This is a genomic window from Bacteroides sp. (assembly GCF_030151085.1).
Taxonomy (GTDB): domain Bacteria; phylum Bacteroidota; class Bacteroidia; order Bacteroidales; family Bacteroidaceae; genus Bacteroides.
Window position 1 is genome coordinate 75,990 of sequence record NZ_JASLER010000056.1, and the last position, 21,397, is coordinate 97,386.

9 protein-coding genes are annotated in these 21,397 nt (G+C 39.9%); 2 read left to right on the forward strand and 7 right to left on the reverse strand.

Annotation, left to right across the window (positions count from 1 at the left end; genetic code table 11):
* Positions 1-32: 32 nt before the first annotated feature.
* The 5 genes from Q1W14_RS11220 to Q1W14_RS11240 all read right to left on the reverse strand — a co-directional run bounded on the left by Q1W14_RS11220 (position 33) and on the right by Q1W14_RS11240 (position 14,063).
* A complete protein-coding gene (locus tag Q1W14_RS11220) occupies positions 33-4,064 on the reverse strand; it encodes a hybrid sensor histidine kinase/response regulator transcription factor (protein WP_300701496.1) in 4,032 nt (1,343 codons plus the stop codon).
* A gap of 36 nt (positions 4,065-4,100) precedes the next feature.
* Positions 4,101-5,642, reverse strand: a complete 1,542-nt coding sequence (locus Q1W14_RS11225; RefSeq protein WP_300701498.1) for an arylsulfatase — start codon at positions 5,640-5,642, stop codon at positions 4,101-4,103.
* A gap of 277 nt (positions 5,643-5,919) precedes the next feature.
* Positions 5,920-7,767 carry a RagB/SusD family nutrient uptake outer membrane protein gene (locus Q1W14_RS11230; protein ID WP_300701500.1) on the reverse strand — a complete coding sequence of 616 codons (1,848 nt, stop codon included), beginning with the start codon at positions 7,765-7,767 and terminating at the stop codon, positions 5,920-5,922.
* Between the two features lie 12 nt (positions 7,768-7,779).
* A complete protein-coding gene (locus tag Q1W14_RS11235; protein WP_300701502.1) occupies positions 7,780-10,998 on the reverse strand; it encodes a TonB-dependent receptor in 3,219 nt (1,072 codons plus the stop codon).
* 77 nt (positions 10,999-11,075) lie between these two features.
* Positions 11,076-14,063 carry a glycoside hydrolase family 88 protein gene (locus tag Q1W14_RS11240; protein ID WP_300701504.1) on the reverse strand — a complete coding sequence of 996 codons (2,988 nt, stop codon included), beginning with the start codon at positions 14,061-14,063 and terminating at the stop codon, positions 11,076-11,078.
* A gap of 326 nt (positions 14,064-14,389) precedes the next feature.
* Between Q1W14_RS11240 and Q1W14_RS11245 the strand changes: the two genes are divergently transcribed.
* Entirely contained in the window at positions 14,390-16,525 is a 2,136-nt protein-coding gene (locus Q1W14_RS11245) for a polysaccharide lyase 8 family protein (RefSeq protein WP_300701760.1), read from the forward strand.
* Between the two features lie 132 nt (positions 16,526-16,657).
* Positions 16,658-17,248, forward strand: a complete 591-nt coding sequence (locus tag Q1W14_RS11250) for an FKBP-type peptidyl-prolyl cis-trans isomerase (RefSeq protein ID WP_300701506.1) — start codon at positions 16,658-16,660, stop codon at positions 17,246-17,248.
* Between the two features lie 80 nt (positions 17,249-17,328).
* On the opposite strand, the gene Q1W14_RS11255 is transcribed toward Q1W14_RS11250, so the two are convergent.
* The gene (locus tag Q1W14_RS11255; RefSeq protein ID WP_300701507.1) at positions 17,329-18,609 is read right to left on the reverse strand and encodes a serine dehydratase subunit alpha family protein; all 1,281 of its coding nucleotides are present in this window, start codon (positions 18,607-18,609) and stop codon (positions 17,329-17,331) included.
* A gap of 189 nt (positions 18,610-18,798) precedes the next feature.
* A complete protein-coding gene (locus Q1W14_RS11260) occupies positions 18,799-20,118 on the reverse strand; it encodes a DUF4925 domain-containing protein (protein ID WP_300701509.1) in 1,320 nt (439 codons plus the stop codon).
* Positions 20,119-21,397: the final 1,279 nt, after the last annotated feature.

Sequence of the window (21,397 nt, forward strand, 5' to 3'; positions counted from 1 at the left end):
TCAATTCGTTTTTTGTTTTATCCAAATCGTCCTTAGACCAACTTTTTATGCTTTGCAGCAAAGGCGGTAGGTGTTTCGCCAAATACCTTCTTAAAAGAATTGGTAAAATACGCTTGACTCTCTATACCGATCTGCATCATCACTTCCCTCATCGTCATATTTTCTTCGATAATTAATTTGGCAGCTTTACGCAAACGGCAGTTCAAAACAAATTCCACGACTGATTTTCCCGTCAAACTCTTGACCTTCGTATAAAGTTTGCTTCTGCTCATCGACAGTTCTTCGGCTATCAAGTTTACATCCATTTCCGACTGGTCCATATTTGTTTCTATAAAAGCGATAAGCTGTTTCAAGAATTTGCTATCCTGCTCATTTGAAGACAATTCGCTACTGTCCGCATAATAATTCTTGGCATAGTGTTCCTTTAGCTGCTGCTGGTTTCTGAATATGTTCTGTATAGACAATTTCAGATAAGTCAAATCTATAGGTTTCTCGAAATAAAGATCAGCTCCGGAGTCAACTCCTTCTATCTTGCTTTCAAGGCTAGTCTTAGCAGTGAGCAGTATGACGGGAATATGCGATGTATTCACGTTTTTCTTAATATCATTGCACAATGAAACACCATCTTTATTGGGCATCATGATGTCACTTATAATCAAGTCAAAATCCACCTCTTCTATCAACTTTAAAGCTTCAATACCGTCTCCAGCCTGCATCATCTGAAATTCATCTGAAAGAGATTCTGCTATCAAGATTCTCAAATCATCATTATCTTCGGTTATCAATATCTTCTTTTTAGTGGATGGCATAAACTCATCCTCCATACCTTTTACACCAGTAAATACAGATTCTTCATCCGCAGGCTGCACAGATATTTCCGGCATGATTTCTTTCTGTTTCATGAAATCCGCCTCATCAAAGACATTACGGTCAAGAGGCAGGCACACAATCATATCCGTTCCTCTTTCTCTTTCGCTATAGATAGAAATAACGCCTTTATGGAGCAAAACCAAACTCTTTACAAGTGCCAATCCTATGCCTGTACCCAAATGGGAATCAGCATTGACTGTGTTCACTTTATAAAAACGCTCAAAAACACTGTTTATCGTCTCACCGGATATACCCACACCCGTATCACTAACAATAATAGAGAACACCTCATTGATACATTCGCCTACCGTATAACCGTTCTTATACTGAGATACAAATTCCTTTCCACATCTAATTTCCAAAAGAATCTTTCCGCCATCCCGCGTATATTTAAAGGCATTATTCAGCAGATTCATCACTATTTTTTCAACAATATTCTTGTCGGCATATATTTCCGCCGGCAATGTCTCATCACATTTTATCTGGAAATCAATCTTTCGTTGCCCCGCATAGTCCATAAAGTCATTGGCTATCTCTGCCGCTAAACTACTGATGCACAGTGGCTGTAATTCCAAGCGCATCTTGCCATTCTCTATCGTCCTGAAATCCATCAATTCGTTCACCAAATTCAGCAGACGCTGTACATTGCCATTCAGTATCCGGTAATAATACTCTTTCAAACCCTCACGCCTCAACTTATCCAAAGCAGCAAGAATGAGAGAAAGCGGAGTCCTGAAGTCATGAGATATATTGGTAAAGAAACGTAACTGAGCCTGATGAATTTGTTCTTTCTTATCTTTCTCTATATTTTCCTGATAAAGCAACATCTTCAACCTCTTCTTTTCAGCAAAGTGACGATAAATCAGATAAATAATTCCTATCATGATCAATGCATAAAAGAGGTAAGCAGGCCAGCTGAACCAAGGAGCAGTCTTTCTTATTATTTTTATTATAGTGGGTTTATCACTCCAAACGCCGTCATTGTTGGCAGCATAAACCTCAAAGTAATATATACCCGCAGGCACTTTAGAGTACATCACCATACGTTGCTGTGCATTCGTGGTAATCCAAGAATCATTATATCCCTTTAGTCGATACTTGAACCTATTCTTCTCAGGGATATGGTAATTGTCAGAAGAAAATTGGAAGCCAAAATTCACTTGGTCATAATCCAAACTAATAATATTGAGCGAATCATCAGGTACATAGTTAGGATGCACTGACTTATGGTCAATGAAGAAATCAGAAATGATAGCTTTAGGCTTGTAATTGTTATACGATATTTTTTTCGGGTGAATAACCGTAAAGCCGTTTGTTCCTCCGAAATACAATAATCCATCCATCCCCTTCATAGATGCCAATGGATAATAAACCTGCCCCTGTGTATTCTCCTTTTTATCGAATTTCATCAGATGGTTATCAGCTATATTATAACAATAAAGTCCATCATCAGTCCCCATCCAAACATTTCCATCATCATAACAAATACTATAAATAGAATAAATATCACGCTGCAATTTGTCTTTCAAAGAAATAAAACTTGAAGTATTAGTATCAAATTTAATAAGCCCGTTGCCGATGGTACCAATCCAAATATTACCTGAGTCATCCAAGCAGAAAGTAAATAAACCCAAATAGATTGAATCATTGGGAACTATTTTTTCTACGGTACGCGTATGAATATCCATACGATAGAGTGCTTCATTACTGATAGCCCACAATGTTTTTTCTCCTTGCCGCAAGACATCAAACAAGTAAGCATAATCTTGTGTGTTATCCAAACTATAATGAGTGAACGATTTACTACGATAAGAGAAATAAGAAATCTTCGGCATAGGGTATTGGTAAGCCACCCACATGCCGGAATCCCCTTCGAGAATGGTTTTCCGGACATCATTCACCAGCAAAGAAGTTGAATCTCCTTTCACTTGCCTGTAATTGGTTACTTTATGGTGTTCAGTATTGTAAACATCCACGCCTCCCCTAAATGTAGAAATCCACAAATTATGATTGGCATCCATTACCAGCGATTTTATATTATTGGAAGTAACACTGTTTTTACCAGTAAAGGAGGTAAATTCTCCGGTAGCTTTATTCATCCGGTTTATGCCTCCCCCTTCCGTACCTATCCAGAGATAATCCTGCTCTTCGGCAAATGCACTTACCGGAGCATAATTCAATCCACTGTTTTGGGGGTGGTAAGTCTTGAAAGTATTATTCTCGTCTATATTTACGTAACATAACTTACCCGAATATGTTCCAATCCAGACATTCCCCTGCCTGTCTCCATAGATTTTCCACACAGAATTGTTGGGCAAACTGAAGGGATCTGTATCTGAATGCTTATATTGGGTCATTTTTTTAGTTGAAGGGTTGAATAGGTACAATCCACCTATCGTTCCTAACCATAGCATTCCTTTCTTGTCTATATAGAATTCCCGTAATGTATTCCCGTCATATTCCGAGAAAGGCGCATAATGTTCTTCTATTTTGTAAGAAGATAAATCAATCTTATAGAGCCTATCATTATCTATGAATACCCACAGTTTTCCCATATACGTCTGCGCAAAGCGAATTCCCTTATCATCCCAATTAGGCAGCGTCAAACAAAGTGCGAACTTTTTTTCCGCATAATTAAAGCGATAAATCTTTCGATGTATAAATGTATATAAGTCATTGTTATGTAAGCAAAAAGTCACATTGCTGTATTCAGGTACTTCCCCATCGTAAACCGGAGTATGGAGCTGACCGGTATTCGCATCCAGCAAGCTCCATCTGTTTTGGTATCTCACCCAAAGATTATCCGCTTTATCCACTTTGACATGCGTCACAACATCAAAGATTCTCTCGAACCGGTCCGAAATACGATCATAACGGTATAGTCCGTTATTCGTATTCACATATAAATAACCGGAAGTATCGGATGCCATATTATTGAATATCCACCTTTTTGTCGGTGTCATCGATGCAAAGTAAGGATAATACTTCTTATAATGATAACCGTCAAACCGATAGAGTTCATAATCCATCATTGCCCAGATAAAGCCGTCTTTATCCTGTTCGATCGCTTTCACCCCATCATAATAGAATCCCCCGTCGGGCGAAAGAGTCCTGAATTTATAGTTTTCTGCGGCAGCGCATACCGATAGGATATAAAAAAGAGTCAAAAATAGCAGCAAATATCTGGTTTTCATAAGACTTCTATAAGTTAATTATTAAACTTCATCACATCAGATACCCGTATCCACAGGGTTTTCATCAGGAAAAAGAGGACTGTAAAGTACAGTACGCTTCAACACTTGAAGTTTGCCGTCTTTTACAAATTCTTCCCCTCTCTCAGACAAATGGCGAACCATTGCTTCACGTAATTTCAAAAGTTGAGAATGATACTTTTTTTCTTTCACCACATTTTTCAGTTCATTGGGGTCCCCCGACAAATCAAACAACTCTTCCTCTCCTGTGTGAAAACGCCATACATACTTGATCTTTCCATCAGTCAACGCACACCAATAATTATCAGGGCTATAGCAAGTAGAATGTTCCAAATCAATATATTTACGCCAGTTTCCTGTACTTCCTTTCATAAGAGTCGTCAGAGATTGTCCATCCATATCCGGAGGAATAGCACCTCCAGCAAGGTCAATAAAAGTAGGTAGTAAATCACGCAACTCCACAGGAGCTTCATTTTTAGTCCCTTTATCAAAATGACACTTCGAAGGCCATTTCACTATATAAGGAACGTGTACCGATCCTTCGTAAGGATAGGTCTTACGCCAATGGTGATGATCACCCAACATATCGCCATGATCGGAAATATAACAAATCAATGCGTTATCATACATACCTTGCTCTTTCAAGGCCTGTATCACTTTACCTATTTCCTCGTCAACAAAAGTCACATTAGCATAATAGTAACGACGAGATTTTTTTGCATATTCCTCACCAAAGTTACCAAATGCAGCATCTTTTTTTGCCATTTCCACCTCACAAGGAACGGCATACTCTTTCTCTTTACACCATTCTCCGATACAAGGAGCAGGTACATCTTTGCCCTCGTAGTATTCCATCAACCGTTGTGGTGGATCATAAGGGCTATGCGGACGAGCAAAAGATACTTTCAGAAACAAAGGTTGTCCACTTCCTCGATCGTAGTTACGAATCATTTCGCATGCCATTTTTCCAGTCCAAGCCGTAGGATGCAAATCTTCGGGCAGTTTATAAAATCCGCCGCCGTGTGCATTCCAGCCGATACCGGTAGAATCCGGATTTAGCCCCGGCGCATGCATTTGGAACCATAAGCGATAATCGCTTATAAAATCTTCGCTCTCTACCCTGCCGCTTTCATCCACTAATGTACCATGGAAGCCATGCAGTGACTTCTGTGGAAACCAATGCATTTTCCCTATACCGAATGTATAGTAATTCAAGTCACGTAACATTTGCGGCATTTCATAGCGATAGTGTTTTCCGACTCTTCCATATCCAAGCATACCATGATGCCACGGAGAAAGTCCCGTGAGTAATCCCGAACGAGCAGGGGTACTACTCGGTGTTGAGGAATATCCATTCATAAACAAGGTACCATCCGCAGCCAAAGCGTCCATATTGGGTGTTACTACAGAAGTATTTCCCATGCAGTTCATTGCATCCCCCCGATGTTGGTCTGAAATAATGAGAACGATATGCGGTCGTTGAGCCTGTAATTGCTGATTTGCCGCTATTGTTCCGGCAACTGTAAGCAATGAAGTACTCCAATAAAAATGTTTATTCATAAGTTTATTTCTCTTTCAAAGTCATAGTATATTGATGCAAATATATGTTTTCACATTCAATTATCAATCAGTTTTGATTATTATGTAACCAAATGAAACTTCGAAGTTCAACAGACTTTCGATAAAAAAACTGTCTCAAAATAGATTTTGCTATCATTTCTTGCTGTTGTACACTCAACATAACAATATGATAGGTTTATCTTAATTTTGAGACAGCCCTTTAAAGAGATTCAAATTGGTTAGATATTATAATCGATTCATGTTGTTTACCAAAATATCAATCTTCCCAATACGGGTTTTGCTCAATTGCAGGATTCAGACCTCTTACATTTTTCGGTATCGGACGCAGATAATGCTTTTTCTCATCAAAAGTACGAGTTTCGTAATCGGTTCCTTTATATACATCCAGATAACTGTATCCTGTTTTAGTATCTACATAGAGATGAACTAACTCGCGATCAACATGTCCTTCTGCTGGATTAAAGTGAGGAGCGTCGAAGTAAGAGGGTTCAAAACGCATACCTAAAACTCTTTGGGACAATTTTGTTCCTTCTTTCCAACGCATCAAATCCTGATAACGTGTATTTTCAAAACAGAGTTCAACACGACGCTCACGACGAATTTCAGCTAATTTAGGATCAAGACTGGCATATTTAGGATCCACTACAATCTGGCTCAAAACCAAATCCGGCATACCTGCACGTTTACGCAATAAGTTAATGGTTTTATCGACATCATCCTGAGTCAAAGTACCCAGTTCAGCTTTAGCCTCAGCCAAATTCAGCAATACCTCAGCATAACGTATTATAGGAGCATCTGTCGTTTCGTTGCCACTACCGCTACCTTTAGCATCATTTTCCTTATTATAATATTTAATTACATGATAGCCTGAGCAAGATTCCATGTTAGTCATACCGGCAATACGAGGAAACTCATATTTATCTTTGTTGTAAAGAATGCTGTGAGCCTGTTTGGGATCCAATATTACCTGGGTCAGACGTGGGTCACGATTTGTTAGTATATCTTCATAAGTATCTTCACTATAAGTACCACGTTCCATCGCAACTTCTCTCGGTAAAGCTCTCTTACCACCGTTACCATTATCTTCGAGGCAAAGGAAATCATCTACAAAATCTTTAGTAGCACCCCACTGCTCATTAGAAACAATATAACCGCTTAAACGGTGGTGTTGTATACCCGAAACATATTTCTGGTAGAGTATAATTTCCGAATTACCTTCTAAATCTTCGCTATTGAACAGAGAAGCATAATCACTTTCCGGATGATTTGTATTATAAATGCTGTAACCCAGCTTCATACATGCTTCAGCCGCATTTACAGCCTCTGTAAACCATTCATTATAATCATTACCCAAGCCATGATATTTACGATAGGTACCTTCATATAGACAGATGCGTGATTTCAAGGCATAAGCAGCACCTTTTGTTGCCCGGCACATCTGAGTTCCATTCCAAGATTCCGGCAAATAACTACAAGCTTTGTCTATATCTTCTAACACATGACTCATTACAGTAGCACGTGGATCACGAGGTCCATACACCTCTTCAGACTCAGTTGTCAACGGTTTATCTATCCAAGGCACATCACCGAAGCGTTGCACTTTGTCTAAATAAAACCATGCACGGAAGAAATAGGCTTCACCTGCATATTTATCTTTTACAGACTGAGGTTCCTTTACGGCATCATAATTAGCCAAAAATACATTTATACGGCGAAGCAAGCTCCATACCCAACCGCCACCGGAGTTAGGCACTACTTCCAATCCGGCAGCCACCTCAGCCATACTGGCTTGAGAGGTTACTTTCGAAGCTAAGTTGTCACTTTGAACGTCTCTCCAAAGCATAGCCTTGTAGCTGCTACCCCATGCAGCAGAAGTCGTAGAAGAAGTACCTCTTGAACCAAAGCCCACCATGATGTCATAGTCCCCATTAGAAGCTTCATTGTAAATTCCATTACAATATACTTCCAAATCGTTGGCTGTATTCCAGAAACTCTTATCATTCAGGTCATGAGTCGGAGTTCGGTCAAGGAAAGAGTCATTGCACGAAGTTCCCAATACAGAAACAATAGCCAACGATGCAATATAATATATATGTTTTTTCATTATTGTTCGATTTTAGAATGTTAGATTTACACCAAATGAGTACGTACGTTGGAAAGGATAAAGCATTGAACCGTTTCCACGAGCAGCTTCAGGATCATACGGACCTTTAATATTAGTAAATTCAAATAAATTCTCACCGCTTATATAGACTGTAGCTTTAGACAGAAAGACGTTTCTAATCCATGATGTCGGAAGATTCCATCCAAGCGTCAGATTCTTCATACGGCAGTAGGAAGCATCTTGCAAATAACGGGTTTGTTTCTGCTGATTCTTCGTTACATAAGCTCTAGGACGAGCAAAGTATGCATCACGGTTGTCTTCAGACCAAGATTCATCAACATGCCATTTTTGTACATTGAAATAAGTAGTGGCTGCCGGCCAGAAGTTTTGTGCACTAGGCCAGAAATCACGTTTGCCAACACCCTGGAAGAAGAAACTCAAATAAACATCCTTATAACTGAAGCTACCGTTAATACCATATTGATAGCGTGGAGTAGTGTTACCGATAATCTTCAAATCACCATGGTCATCCAACGTATTCTTACCATTACTGATTTCGTTGTCATCATTCAGATTCTTGTACATAATATCACCTATCTCCCATTTACCCGAATTAATCTTCGACTGGCTAGGATGATTCTTCAAGTCTTCTTCCGTCTGGAAAATTCCTTCGGTTTCATATCCCCAGATTTCACCTATCTTCTGACCTACATAATAGGTTGATAATGAATTATTGTCATTTCTATATTTAGTAATCTCCGCCTGAGAGTCGGACAAAATAAGACCGATACTATAATTGATATTTTTACCAATTTTATCTTTCCAACCCAAAGAAAGCTCCCATCCTCTTGTACGAAGTTCCGCATCATTAGCAGGAGGTGCGGTGGCACCCAGCACTTCCGGATATGATACTTTCACCAACATGTCAGAAGTAGTACGCTGATAATAGTCAAAAGAGGCATCAAAACGTTGATTAAACAATGTAACATCCACACCTACATTCACAGTAGAAGCTTTTTCCCAAGTCAAAGCATCCGAGACTAAACCAGCCGGATTAATTACCGTAGATTGGGTATTATCATTGAACAGCCAGTTAATAGCTACATCCGAAGACATAAAAGGAATGTATGGATAGTACTTCGTATTGCCCGTCCAAGTATCTGCTGTCAACAACTGATTACCCAATACGCCATAAGAAGCACGGAATTTCAGGTTATCTAACCAGCTACGTGTAGTCTTCATAAAAGGTTCTTCACTAATACGCCATGCGGCAGAGAAAGAAGGAAGGAACACAAAACGATTGTCAGAAGGGAAACGAGAAGTTCCATCATAACGTCCGTTCACCTCAAGTAAGTAACGGTCATTATAAATGTAATTCAAGCGGAAGAAGCCACCTCTCAATGCCCATTCATAACCATCTTCACCAACTTCTTGAGCACCGGTACCCAAACTCAAAGAAGGAAGATTCTGCAACAACATGCCCTTGCGGCTTCCCCAGAAATTGTGGTATTTAGTCAATTCCTGATTGAATCCAAGCATACCCTTCAGATAATGTTTCTCAGCAAAAGTACGTTCGTATTCAGTAAAAGCATTAAAAGAATAATAGTCTTTATTATAATTATCCCAGCTATAAGAATCATCTGCCGTATCACCTTGAGTTGCTGTGAAATTATCCTTAATCATATCTATGCTCTTTCTCTGATCAGAGACACGCTTATAATTCAGGTTATAAGTAAAATCAACGCGTGCTTTCCAATGTTCAGTAAAGGTAAAATCAGCACTTGCGGTAGCCCATATATCATGCACTTTGGTTTCTTTACGACCGCCTTGATCCAACAAAGAAATAGGATTTTGATCTTGAAAATACTTTCCGATAAATTGATCGTATTGCGGATAATCAGGATCGCCTTGCCATTGGAACGGCATACGTGTAGGTGCAGAGAAACACATAGCATGCCAAGTATCGTCTTTGTACTTATGTGGCGCATCCTTAGCAGAGTAATTATACAAGAACTTCGCACCGAGTTTCATCCATGATGTAGTCTGATTTTCTACGTTCAAACGAGTATTCAGCTGCTTGAAACTATCCGTTCCATATTTATACATTCCATCTTGCTTGTAGTAACCTACCGAACTGTAAAACTTAGTTTTCTCATTACCGCCTGAGATATTCACGTTATGGCGATGAGAAGGTGTTAGTTTCTTCAGCATCAAGTCAACCCAGTCAGTATTTCCATAATAGCGCATGGATCCGTTGACGATTGCATACGCAGGATTATTCACGGGATCAGCCTCGTAAGCTTTCATTCCATTAATCCAATCTTCTGTAAAACGAACTGCTCTATTACCACCTAGATTGGCAGTATTAATAAATTCGGCATATTCAGAAGACTTATCCAACATTTCAGGCAAGACTGTCGGTTTGGAGAAAGACACGTTACCTGAATAAGAAATCATGGTCTTCATATCTTTACCTGCACTTTTGGTAGTCACCAATACGACGCCGTAGGCTGCACGTACACCATAAATGGCAGATGCGGCAGCATCTTTCAATACAGTTACGTTAGCAATATCATTCGGATTCACCAAATCGAGGCTCATCTCCACACCATCCACCAGAACCAATGGACTACCACCATTGATAGAGGTAGTACCGCGAATATTCAGTGATGCAGTTTGTCCCGGTTCACCACTTGTGTTCGTAATCTGCAAGTTAGGAATCGTTCCCTGCAATGCACTCGCAGGAGAAGTAATAGGGCGGGATTCCAGCACTTTAGAATCCACTTGTCCGATAGAACCCGTCAAATTCACTTTCTTCTGAGAACCGTATCCCACTACCACCACTTCTTCCAAAGCTTTGGCATCTTCACTCATCCGAATGGTAAAGTCAGTTTGACCCGCTACTTTAATATCTTGCGTAATGTATCCGATAAAAGATACTTGTAGAACTGCACCCTCCGGCACATTGGCAAGTGTAAACTTACCGTCAATATCAGTAATCACACCATTAGTAGTTCCCTTTACAAGGACATTAGCACCCGGAACCGGACCATAATTGTCCGTTACAACACCTTTTACAGTCTTACCGTTCTGTGCCACCACTTGCACAACATCAGCATCGGAAAGGTTTCCACCACTCATAGGACTTGCTACAACGCCAGCACTCGACAATGTACAAAGTGCACAGAAGAGCATCCTTTTTGAGAAATCAAGAGACGCTTTTTTTTTCATTTTTAATTAGATTAATTATTAATTAGATTAAGATAACGTACATTCTTAAACTCACTCCTTAGTAAAACCTCCCCCAATTATTGATATTGGGGAGTCATTGACAAAGCAATATGTCCGTCCGTTGAAGGTTTCTTCAATGTAATCCCAATACGGATATAAGCAGGACAATTCAGTTCAATTGTTTCGGCTTTAAACTCCACCGCTCCGGAAGCCTCTACAGACACTATCATTTTTTCATCATTTACGGTCAATAAGAGATGATTGGAATCAATCTGTTTCCATGCAGCTGCCGTTGTCAAAGCAGTTGCAAAACGAATAGGTGCATTGGCTACAAACTTATCTTCCACACAGAAACTTCCATTACCGCTCCGATTGTATGTAAAGGTGCGCATCAGTTTCTCTAATTTCGGAGTATGATAGGCCGGAGTCAGGTCAATGGAAAACCGGGCTTCTATATCAGTCAGTTCTTTTTCTAAAACAATGGCACGTGCCCCGGCACCGGTCGATTGCTGTACGCCATCTACCAAAGGGACTGGATGACCGTAAGACCCTTTAATGAAGTACTTCTCAGGAGCATCTGCACTGAAATAGTCACCGGGATATGAGAATGGTCCTCCTTGATCGCCTGCCATTGTCTCTTTTCCCAACGATACGGCAAACGAACCAATGTCATTATGATTGTGGTTTTCGGCATTATGTCCACCTTTCGCTGAAATAGCAAGACGACAACTACTCTCTTCTCCTGGGCGAGCAACCAAAATACCTGCTTTCTCATAATAGGAATGAAGAGGATCGAATTCTTCCTGCAAGGCTTGTTTCATCTCTTCGTTCATATCCATTTTCCATGCCTGCTGAGGAAAGAGTCCTATACTGTAAAGAGAGAAGTTATTGTTATGGCCGGTAAAAGGAAATACAAGCTTCTCAAAGTAGGGAACAGTACCCAACACATTATCACAATAATTATTAATAAACCCATCTACAGAAAGACCGCTCCGGCAATCAGAATAAGCCGGGCAAATGCCATTCAACATCTGTATTCTCTTTCCATACCGGGCAATCCGCACAAACTTCGGTGTACGGAAAAAGTCGATCCTGCCTTGTGTGGCACGACAAACCTCTTCACGAAGCAAGATATAGGCGCGAAAGCCATAATTATAATATCCCACACCTTCACTACAATACCCGTCGTCTGCATATCCTTTCATGCCATATACATGATACTTTTCGGCTACAGCTACAAAAAACGCACGTTCTTCACGATCGGGCAACAGGGCAAGAGCGGCACCAGTAACACCAGCTAGACATACTGAATTCCAATTATTGGCCATAGTAAACCACCAGAAAGGTTTGTTTTTCTCTAAACAACGACGGATAGGGCGGAAAACTTTTTCACTGAAAGCACATTGCACACGTGCCCTTACCTCCAGAGAAAGGCGATCACCTAACAAAGAAACGCACTGAGCAATGCTGTTTCCTGAAGTTGCCACCACAAGATCCACATAGTAATCAGTACCATTATAGTTCTGTAAATTACGATCATGAGCCGGAATAGACCATGGGTTCTGTTCGCACAAAGAAACCAGTGCTTTTTCTATAGCCGGTATATAACGTCGATTATTTTCCAAACACTCTGCCAACGTCAATTTGATAAGATACTGAAAACGTGCATCCATCATTTGTTCACCCGGCAAACGAACATTCGTCTTATTAAGATGCAGATAAAGTGAATCGACGAAAGGAGGCATTCCTTGCTTTAACAAGGCAGGAGCTTCATTCAGCAATTGCTGTGCATTAGCATCCTGCTTCATTTTATCCCAAAAATCGCGGTCTTTACAAGAGATGCCGATGCCTTGAGGAACTACAGGCAGAAAAGAGGCAATCTCGCGCACTCGATCCACCGATAAGCCGGCCGTCTGCACAGGTGATTCCTGCGCTAAACGATACATTTCCGTACCAGCCAACAGAAAGGCACCAGGTCCATATACTTCGGTCATTTGGCGTGTCACCTTCTTTGGGTCAGCTCCAATAGGCTGAACATAGCCCAATCTTCCATTTTCTTCTAGTGCAGAAAGCAGAGCATTCCAACCTTTTTTCACCACTGGCAGGAAACGATCGGAAGGTAACAAGCCTTCATTAATACCATAAGCCAAGGCATATACAAAGAAACCGGAAGCACTCGTTTCGGGTGAAGGGTAAGAATCCAAATCCAATAGACTAGCATGCCAAAAACCATCTTTACCTTGACAGCGCAATATTCGTTCTGCCATGCGGACAAACAAATTCTGATAGAAAGGACGGTATTTACTTTCTTCCGGCAATCTACGAAGTAGTTCTACCAAGCCACCAAGTACCCAGCCATTACCACGCCCCCAGAATACCTTGGAACCATTCATTTCTTTTTCGGTAAAATAACGCCAATCACGATAAAAGAGACTATCTTCTTTATCAAACAAATAGTTGTAAGTAGCCTTATACTCTTTATCCATGAAACGGATGTATTTTTTATCACCCGTAATATCGTACATGTGCAGATAAACCGGCGGTGCCATAAACAAAGCATCACACCAAGTCCAATGTTCCAACGTAGAGGCATCGGCATAACTTAACTCAAATGAACCGCGAGGAGGATTAGCCATCACCCACTCTGTGCGCGCCTTTGTAGGAATCAGCATTTCCGGTCGTTTATACTTATCGTACATTAATAAATACGTTTGCGCCACGCAAATATCATCTGCGTGGTACATCCGCTTATCCACTTGCCAATAGTTACGACTACCAAGACGCATCAGCCAATTGAAATAGGAAGAATCCTGATTATCCTTTTCAGCAATCTCTGCCCAACGATACAATCCTAAATAGAAGGTGGCGTTAACCCAGTTTACATCACTATAAGGTACCTCTTTAATATGGGCTATCTGCCAGTCGGCCACCCTACGCATAGATTGTCTTATGTCCGAACGAACCAATGGCTGTGCTTGAAGAGTCTCAAACCCTATAAACAAAGTAAGAAATAGAACTGAGAAAAGTCCTCTCTTATTTATTATTACCATTTTTGCATCTTTCATAATGTTTAAATTAAAATTAACGCTGCAAAACTAGACTATTAAAGATATTACGTTTTACTATTTTAGTCTTTTCTTTTACTCTAATTCAACGCATACATTTAAACACCTATATATAAGCGAATTAAAAAATAAAACATACTGATAAGCTTACCCTTTCAGCACTAAATTCCCTTTTTTATTTTACAAAAGATTAAATTAAAAAGTATACCTTTGCAGAAATCAATGCTTCTCATACCCGCCCAACAAAAAGATATTCTTATTTTAAATTATAAAACACCCATAAAAACAACCCAATGAAAAACCGTATTCTAACCTTCATCATTTTTATGATTGCAACGTGCAACTTTATCCAAGCAGACTTATCCATTACTTTCATGCACCAAGCAAAAAGCAATGAATTTGAGCAACTCATGGAGAAAATCAGGCAAGACTTCGCCAACAACCCCACATCAGAAAAAATAGAAGAAGAACTGAAAACCTACAACGATGCCGATGGTTCATTCACTGATGTGGACTATGCCAGCATACAACGCACTAACTGGCCTCCGCTCACACATGTGGATCGCCTTTCCGATTTTGCCTTTGCCTATACCAATCCTCAAAATAAATACTATGAAGACGAAAGCCTGTTCAACAAAATAGAAAAAGGGCTCGAATACTGGCATGAGCGAAATCCATGGTGTCATAACTGGTGGTACAATCAGATAGCCGAACCGCAAAGACTGGGTATCCTGCTTATACAAATGCGCATAGGCAAGAAACGACTTCAGGCAAGCTTGGAAAGCAGACTTTTGGAACGCATAAAGAAGGATGGCGGCGAGCCGGCTAAATGGACCGGAGCCAATCGCACAGATATTGCCCTCCATTGGATATATCGCGCTTGTCTATCTGAAAATGAATCAGACTTGGAAACTGCTCTCGAAAACGTGTATAGCCCTATAGTCTATACCACCGAAGAAGGTTTCCAATACGATAATAGTTATTTCCAACACGGACAGCAATTGTACATCGGCGGATATGGAGACGAAATATTGAAAGGCATCACACAAGTTGCCATATACACCAGAGGAACCCGCTTCGCTATTCCCCAAGAGAAACTGGATTTAGTAAGTAAATTCATGCGCGAAACCTATTATGCTACTATACGCGGACAATATATGTTGTTTGATGTCTTGGGAAGAGGTGTAAGCCGTCCCAATGTCACCGACAAATCCCATACAGCACTATTTGCCAAGCGTATGGTTGAACTGGACAAAGAGCATGCCGCCGAATTCAAAGCTATCATCGCCCGCTTGGAAGGCAAAGAGCCTGCCGGATACGCACTGAAATCCGGTCACACCCACTACTTCCGAGGAGACTACACGCTGCATGTACGCCCCGGTTACACATTTGATGTACGCATGGTTTCATCCCGTACGTTACGTTGTGAATACGGAAATGGGGAAAATCTGAAAACCTATTTCATGTCGGATGGTTGCACAAACATTGTAACCACAGGCAATGAATATGCCAATATCTTCCCCGTATGGAACTGGACCCGTATCCCAGGCGTGACTGCTCCCCAAGTGCAAGAAATTCCTCAAGCCGCCAGTGACTGGAAGACTCCGGGCACATCTACCTTTGCCGGTGGCGTGTCGGACAGTCTCTATGGTGTTTCGGCCTATGCCTATATGGATACTTTTGCAAACGTTAATACCGGTGCTCGAAAAGCTTGGTTCTTCTTCGATAACGAGATTGTCTGCCTCGGTGCGGGCATTCACTCTACTTCAACGGATGAAATAAATACCACGATCAACCAATGCCTATCTGTTCCGGATAAAAAGATATTTGTCAGCGCTAACAAGAAGTACTCTGAAATAATGCATGGGAACTTCGTTTATAATTCACCCAAATGGATATTGCATAATGACATCGCCTATCTATTTCCAAACGGTGGAAATGTATTCGTAACCAGACAGAATCAAAGCGGTAACTGGTATGATATTAATAATACTGCTTCTAAGGAGCAACAACAGATGGAAATCTTCAGTCTCGGCTTCGATCATGGGCAACGGCCATCAGATGCAACTTATGCCTACATCGTAGTTCCCGGAAAAGACACAGCCGAAAAGATAGAGAAATACAAAAAACAAGACGAGATAGAAATTTTAATAAATACTGCAGATCTACAAGTTGTTAGAAACAAGAAACTGGGGATATGGGAAATGGTTTTCTATAATGCAGGAGTGTTTAATCACCGGGACATCCACGTAACAGTAGACAAAGCCTGCGCGCTTATGATTAAAGAGGAAGGTCCCCGTACAACCCGCCTCCACATTGCAGATCCCGGACAGACGGAATCGGACATACAAGTCAGCATCCAGTTACCCGACCAATCTAAAGAGGCAAAAACTATCTGTTGCAGTTTCAAGGATAGCGGTATATATGCCGGAGCTACCAAAGTGTATGATATAAGTTTTTAAGTATATTGAAAGATACTAAACTTAGGAGAGGCTATAGCAGTTACCCCGAAATTATTCGTATCTTTGCCCACCATACGAAGATAGGCTGAATTTCAGCATGAAAAAAGAATTTACTAATTTATTAATGATTTAATGGAAACAATAGAAAACAAGTACATTACCTTAGCATATAAGTTGTACTCAATCGAAGACGGAGAAAAAGATTTCATAGAAGAAGCTCCTGCAGAAAATCCGTATCAATTCATTTCTGGCTTGGGAATGACTTTAGAAGCATTCGAAGCGCAAATTAAAGATTTGAAGAAAGGTGACCAGTTTGATTTTACTATCAAAGCAGAAGATGCACATGGTGAATATGACGATGAGAACATCATTGATCTTCCTAAAGAAATTTTCATTGTTGAAGGAAAATTTGACAATGAGCATATTGTAGAAGGAGCCATCATTCCTTTGATGACTTCTGAAGGTCAACGTGTCAACGGTAGTGTAGTAGAAATTAAAGACGATGTTGTCGTAATGGACATGAATCACCCAATGGCAGGTTGTGACCTGAACTTTGTAGGTGAAATTGTAGAAAGCCGTCCGGCAACCAATGAAGAATTAGCAGAAGTTGCACGCATGATGAGCGGCGGTGGCTGTGGTTGTGGCTGCGATAGCTGCGGTGATGGGTGTGGAGATGGATGCGACGACAATGATCATGGATGTGGATGCGGCGGATGCCACTAAGAAATGAAGAATGAAGAATGAAGAATTTCTTTGCAGCATACATAGCGCAGCTAAATTCTTCATTCTTCATTTCTCATTCTTCATTTAGAAGTCATTATTTCCAGAACAAGTTTATCTGTTTCGTTCATACCTTTCGAACCGATCTTAGTTAAGTTGCGGATACTTTGATCTACGTCTTCGTCAATAATACCTTCTACAGAAGTGACACAACGGTTTTCCATAGCCATGATAGCTGAAAGAACAGCGGTAGATACTCCGGTAGTCACTTTCAATGCACAACTTGGTTTGGCACCGTCACAAATCATACCGGTAAGATTGGCAATCATATTTTGAACGGCATAAGATACTTGGTCGTAAGTACCTCCCATCAACCAAGTGATACCACAACTGGAACCTGTAGCAGCTACAACGCAACCGCACAAAGCAGATAACCTCCCCAAACTTTGCTTGATATAAATAACGGTAAGATGACTTAGCATCAAAGCACGGATAAGCTCTTCTTCCGACTTGTTATTTTCTTCAGCGTATACCAGTACAGGCAAAGTGGCGGAAATACCTTGGTTACCACTACCCGAGTTACTCATTACGGGAATCATTGCACCTGCCATACGGGCATCGCAAGCACCGGAAGTATAAGAAAGAATATGAGAGAATATACTATCTCCCAATATTTTATGTTCGTATGCACCGCGCAAAATCTTACCTAGACCATGTCCATAATTACCTTCAAAGGAGCGTTCCGCCGCAGCTTTATTTAAGCGGGCTGTTTCCAGTATAAAGCTGATTTCATCCAATGGAGCAGTCAGGGCAAAATCATAAACTTTCCGCAAAGTCAGTTCCAAGGTTTCTTCTTTCTCTTCATTTTTTGTTGCAACTTGCTTATTCAGTAATATCTCGTTATTGCAAGCTATATATATAAAGGTAGTATGTCCGCCCGAAATAATAGCTGTCGCCTTATCTTCGCCTGACTCACAACACACTTCGATATAAAGTTTCTCCTCAATATTATCTTTCAACGATATTTGAATACGCTTTTCATCGATGAAGCGTTTGCCTTCTTCCACAGCCACGGGAGTACTGTCTTTCAATACTTCCAATTGATATTCCGACTTACCGATTAAAGCACCCAGTGCTACGGCAATAGGCAATCCAATCATGCCTGTACCCGGAATTCCTACTCCCATTGCATTTTTCAGTATATTGGCACTCAAAAGAACCGTTATTTTTTCCGGACGCTTACCTAATATTTCAGCAGCCTTTGCAACACACAACGCTACAGCAATAGGCTCTGTACAACCAATGGCAGGAATTACCTCACATTTTACCAAGGCTATAATCTTTTGTCTTTCTGTTTCTGTCATTTTGTTTTCCAATATATATTTGTTATGTAACAAAGGTAGTATATTTTCTTCAACCCAGAACGAAGAAAAAGAATAAAAAAGAAAAGATTGCTTGAGATCGCTGGAAGTAAAAGACATCAATAGGAGATGCCTTAACAAAAAAGAGGATTCCACTACTGGAATCCTCTTTTATTTCTTTAAAGTTCAAAATTACTCTGCATCTTTATAAGAACCATTACCGAGATTAATACCTAAATTAAATTTAGTTGTAGCCTTCCAGATCCCTTCAACTTCAGTTATTGAATTCAAACCGGTCAACATCTGAATCATATTCCAAAGAGGCATTTTCTGGCCATACATTTCAATCTCCATTCCCTTCAACAATGTATCAAGATCAGGCAAGATCGGATAAATAGCTGGCATAAAGATATCAAACAAATTCTTATCAAGATAAATAGAGAGGTTATTAACTGTCCTTACTACTTCCTCTCCCTTCTTTATCTCCAACTGTGAAGTCTTATAACTCAAGGGAAAACCTTCAGTCAAATAACCAATCAATTTTTCAATATCACTATCTGGAATCTTAGACAAATCCAATTTGCTTAGCATATTGTCCTTTCCAAATTCAGCCAATACCTGACCTAGCAATTTCTTTATGTCGGCACCGCTCATTCCTTTCACCATTTCAACTATCCCCATTATGGACTCCGGAGTCAAATTAGATCCTTCCGCGTCTTTCATGGCCTCAGTTACAATAGCAGGAATATTCAGTACTACATAAATTTGCTCACCTTTAACATACCAATAGGCCAAATTAGCAGGAGAAGTTTTCCATGAGATGCCATCTGTTGAAGGAAGCGTGCCCATACCAGCCATAATCATTTGATCCATACTGATATTTATTTCCTCTGCATAATTAGCAACAATAGAGCCATCTGCCTTAAACTCTACATCTTTCAGAAGTTGCATCATCAATGCAGACAAAATATTAGTACCTACTGTTGCAATATTATCTGCTGCAAGTCCGGCATTATCTCCTTCACCATAAGGAGATACCCAACTTAATCTGCCCGGAGCATATACATTGGTTCTATCTTCTGAATCTTCATAACGAATAGCATCGCACAACAAATATTTCTTTACTATATCGCCTGAAGCTTCAGTAGAAACCGTTACAGTAGCCTTACCTTCCAAAGTAATAGTACCAGAAACCCGTACATTTGTAGAACTAAGCAATTGCCAAGCGGCTTTAGTAGTTGATGATATACTTTTTTCACCCTGGAATTTGAAAGTACCATCAGGCTGTTCAGTAACAGTAACATCTACTTCAACCGCATCTGTACCTTTAACTACTTTATTTAAGGTCAAAACACCATTCTGCGCATTAGCCATTGCCAATTTCACACTAGCACCAGAACTTGCTGGAATGTTAGTCTCCAGTGAAAGATTTTCAGCTGTAATTGCTTGGCTAGGTAACTTCTTCCAATTCGTATTATCGTCATCATCGCTACAAGCGGTAAACAAACTCATTGAACAGATCAATGCGAATAAATAAAATAAATTCTTCTTCATACGTTAAAAGTAATTGTTTAGTTAATAAAAAGTTCCATAAAGAGCTATTAAATTCCCTTTTTATATTGAAAGTGCAAAATAACACCTTTTAAGAATCCTATGCAAGGTCTTTTCTAAAAAAAGAATGTTCCTTTTTTCATGTATTATCATCAAAACAGGTAGTTTTCTAATCAAACAAAGCTAGGTTTTACAACATCTAACATCTATTTTATGTTCTTCAAAATAGAAATAAAGCCTACTGAAATGAAATAAAACAAAACGAAGTTTGGTTCTTCGTCACATTTGGTGGTAATAATCATTAATTATGCTGATAATCAATGATATACACATGCTTATCTTTTGTGCTTACAATTTATCCGATTAGCGATTAAATATCAGTGGTTTCACTGACTACTTTAACGGAATTTACCACCAAAAGTGACGAAGAACCCAAAGTTTATGCATTTTTGCCTACACGCCTACACCCGACTTATACATTCCCCTATTCATCGGCATTACAAGAGCAGTGTAAGCAAATTAAAAAGGTGTATGCAAAATTTGCCTCCACCCGTTTTCTCGTCCTGATTTTAGTTGATTGCATATATATTTCACGTTAAATAACACATGCATTTCATAGGGTACAGACGGTTGTTTGTTCGTAAATAGATAGGTGTTTCTTTGCTTATGCACCTATGTTTGAGCGATTAAATATAGCTATTTATTAAGGGCTAACATTAGTCAGCTTATCTGCTGACAATTGTAGGCTTATAAGCTGACAAATGTAAACAAAAAGGCTAACAAATGTGAATAGATAATAAACAATAGAGATAAACGGGACAAAGTACATGGCTTTTACAAAACAAGTATAGGTGAAAGTCGTATCAATAACAGTCGTTTCGCACGCTCAACGCAGAGCTTGCAGGAAGTTAATAACGTGTTTGCCCGATATAAACTCCGTGTTGACACGATATTTGTATCATGTTGACACAAAATACATTCTTTGCATCATACACGCTAACAGTTTGTTATCAAACAATTAAATTACAACCAAGAACAATCTATATGAGAGCAAACACTTGCTCTCATACCTACTATCATAGTTGTTCTCATGCCTCAAACACCGATGAACAGAGACATATAGAGAATCTATGAGAGCATGAGAGCAAATATGCATGCAAAACTAAATTCAGTGAATAGAAAAAGAGCTCTACTATGACAGCGGTATTCAGAAAAATGCCTATCTTTGTAACATCTTTTT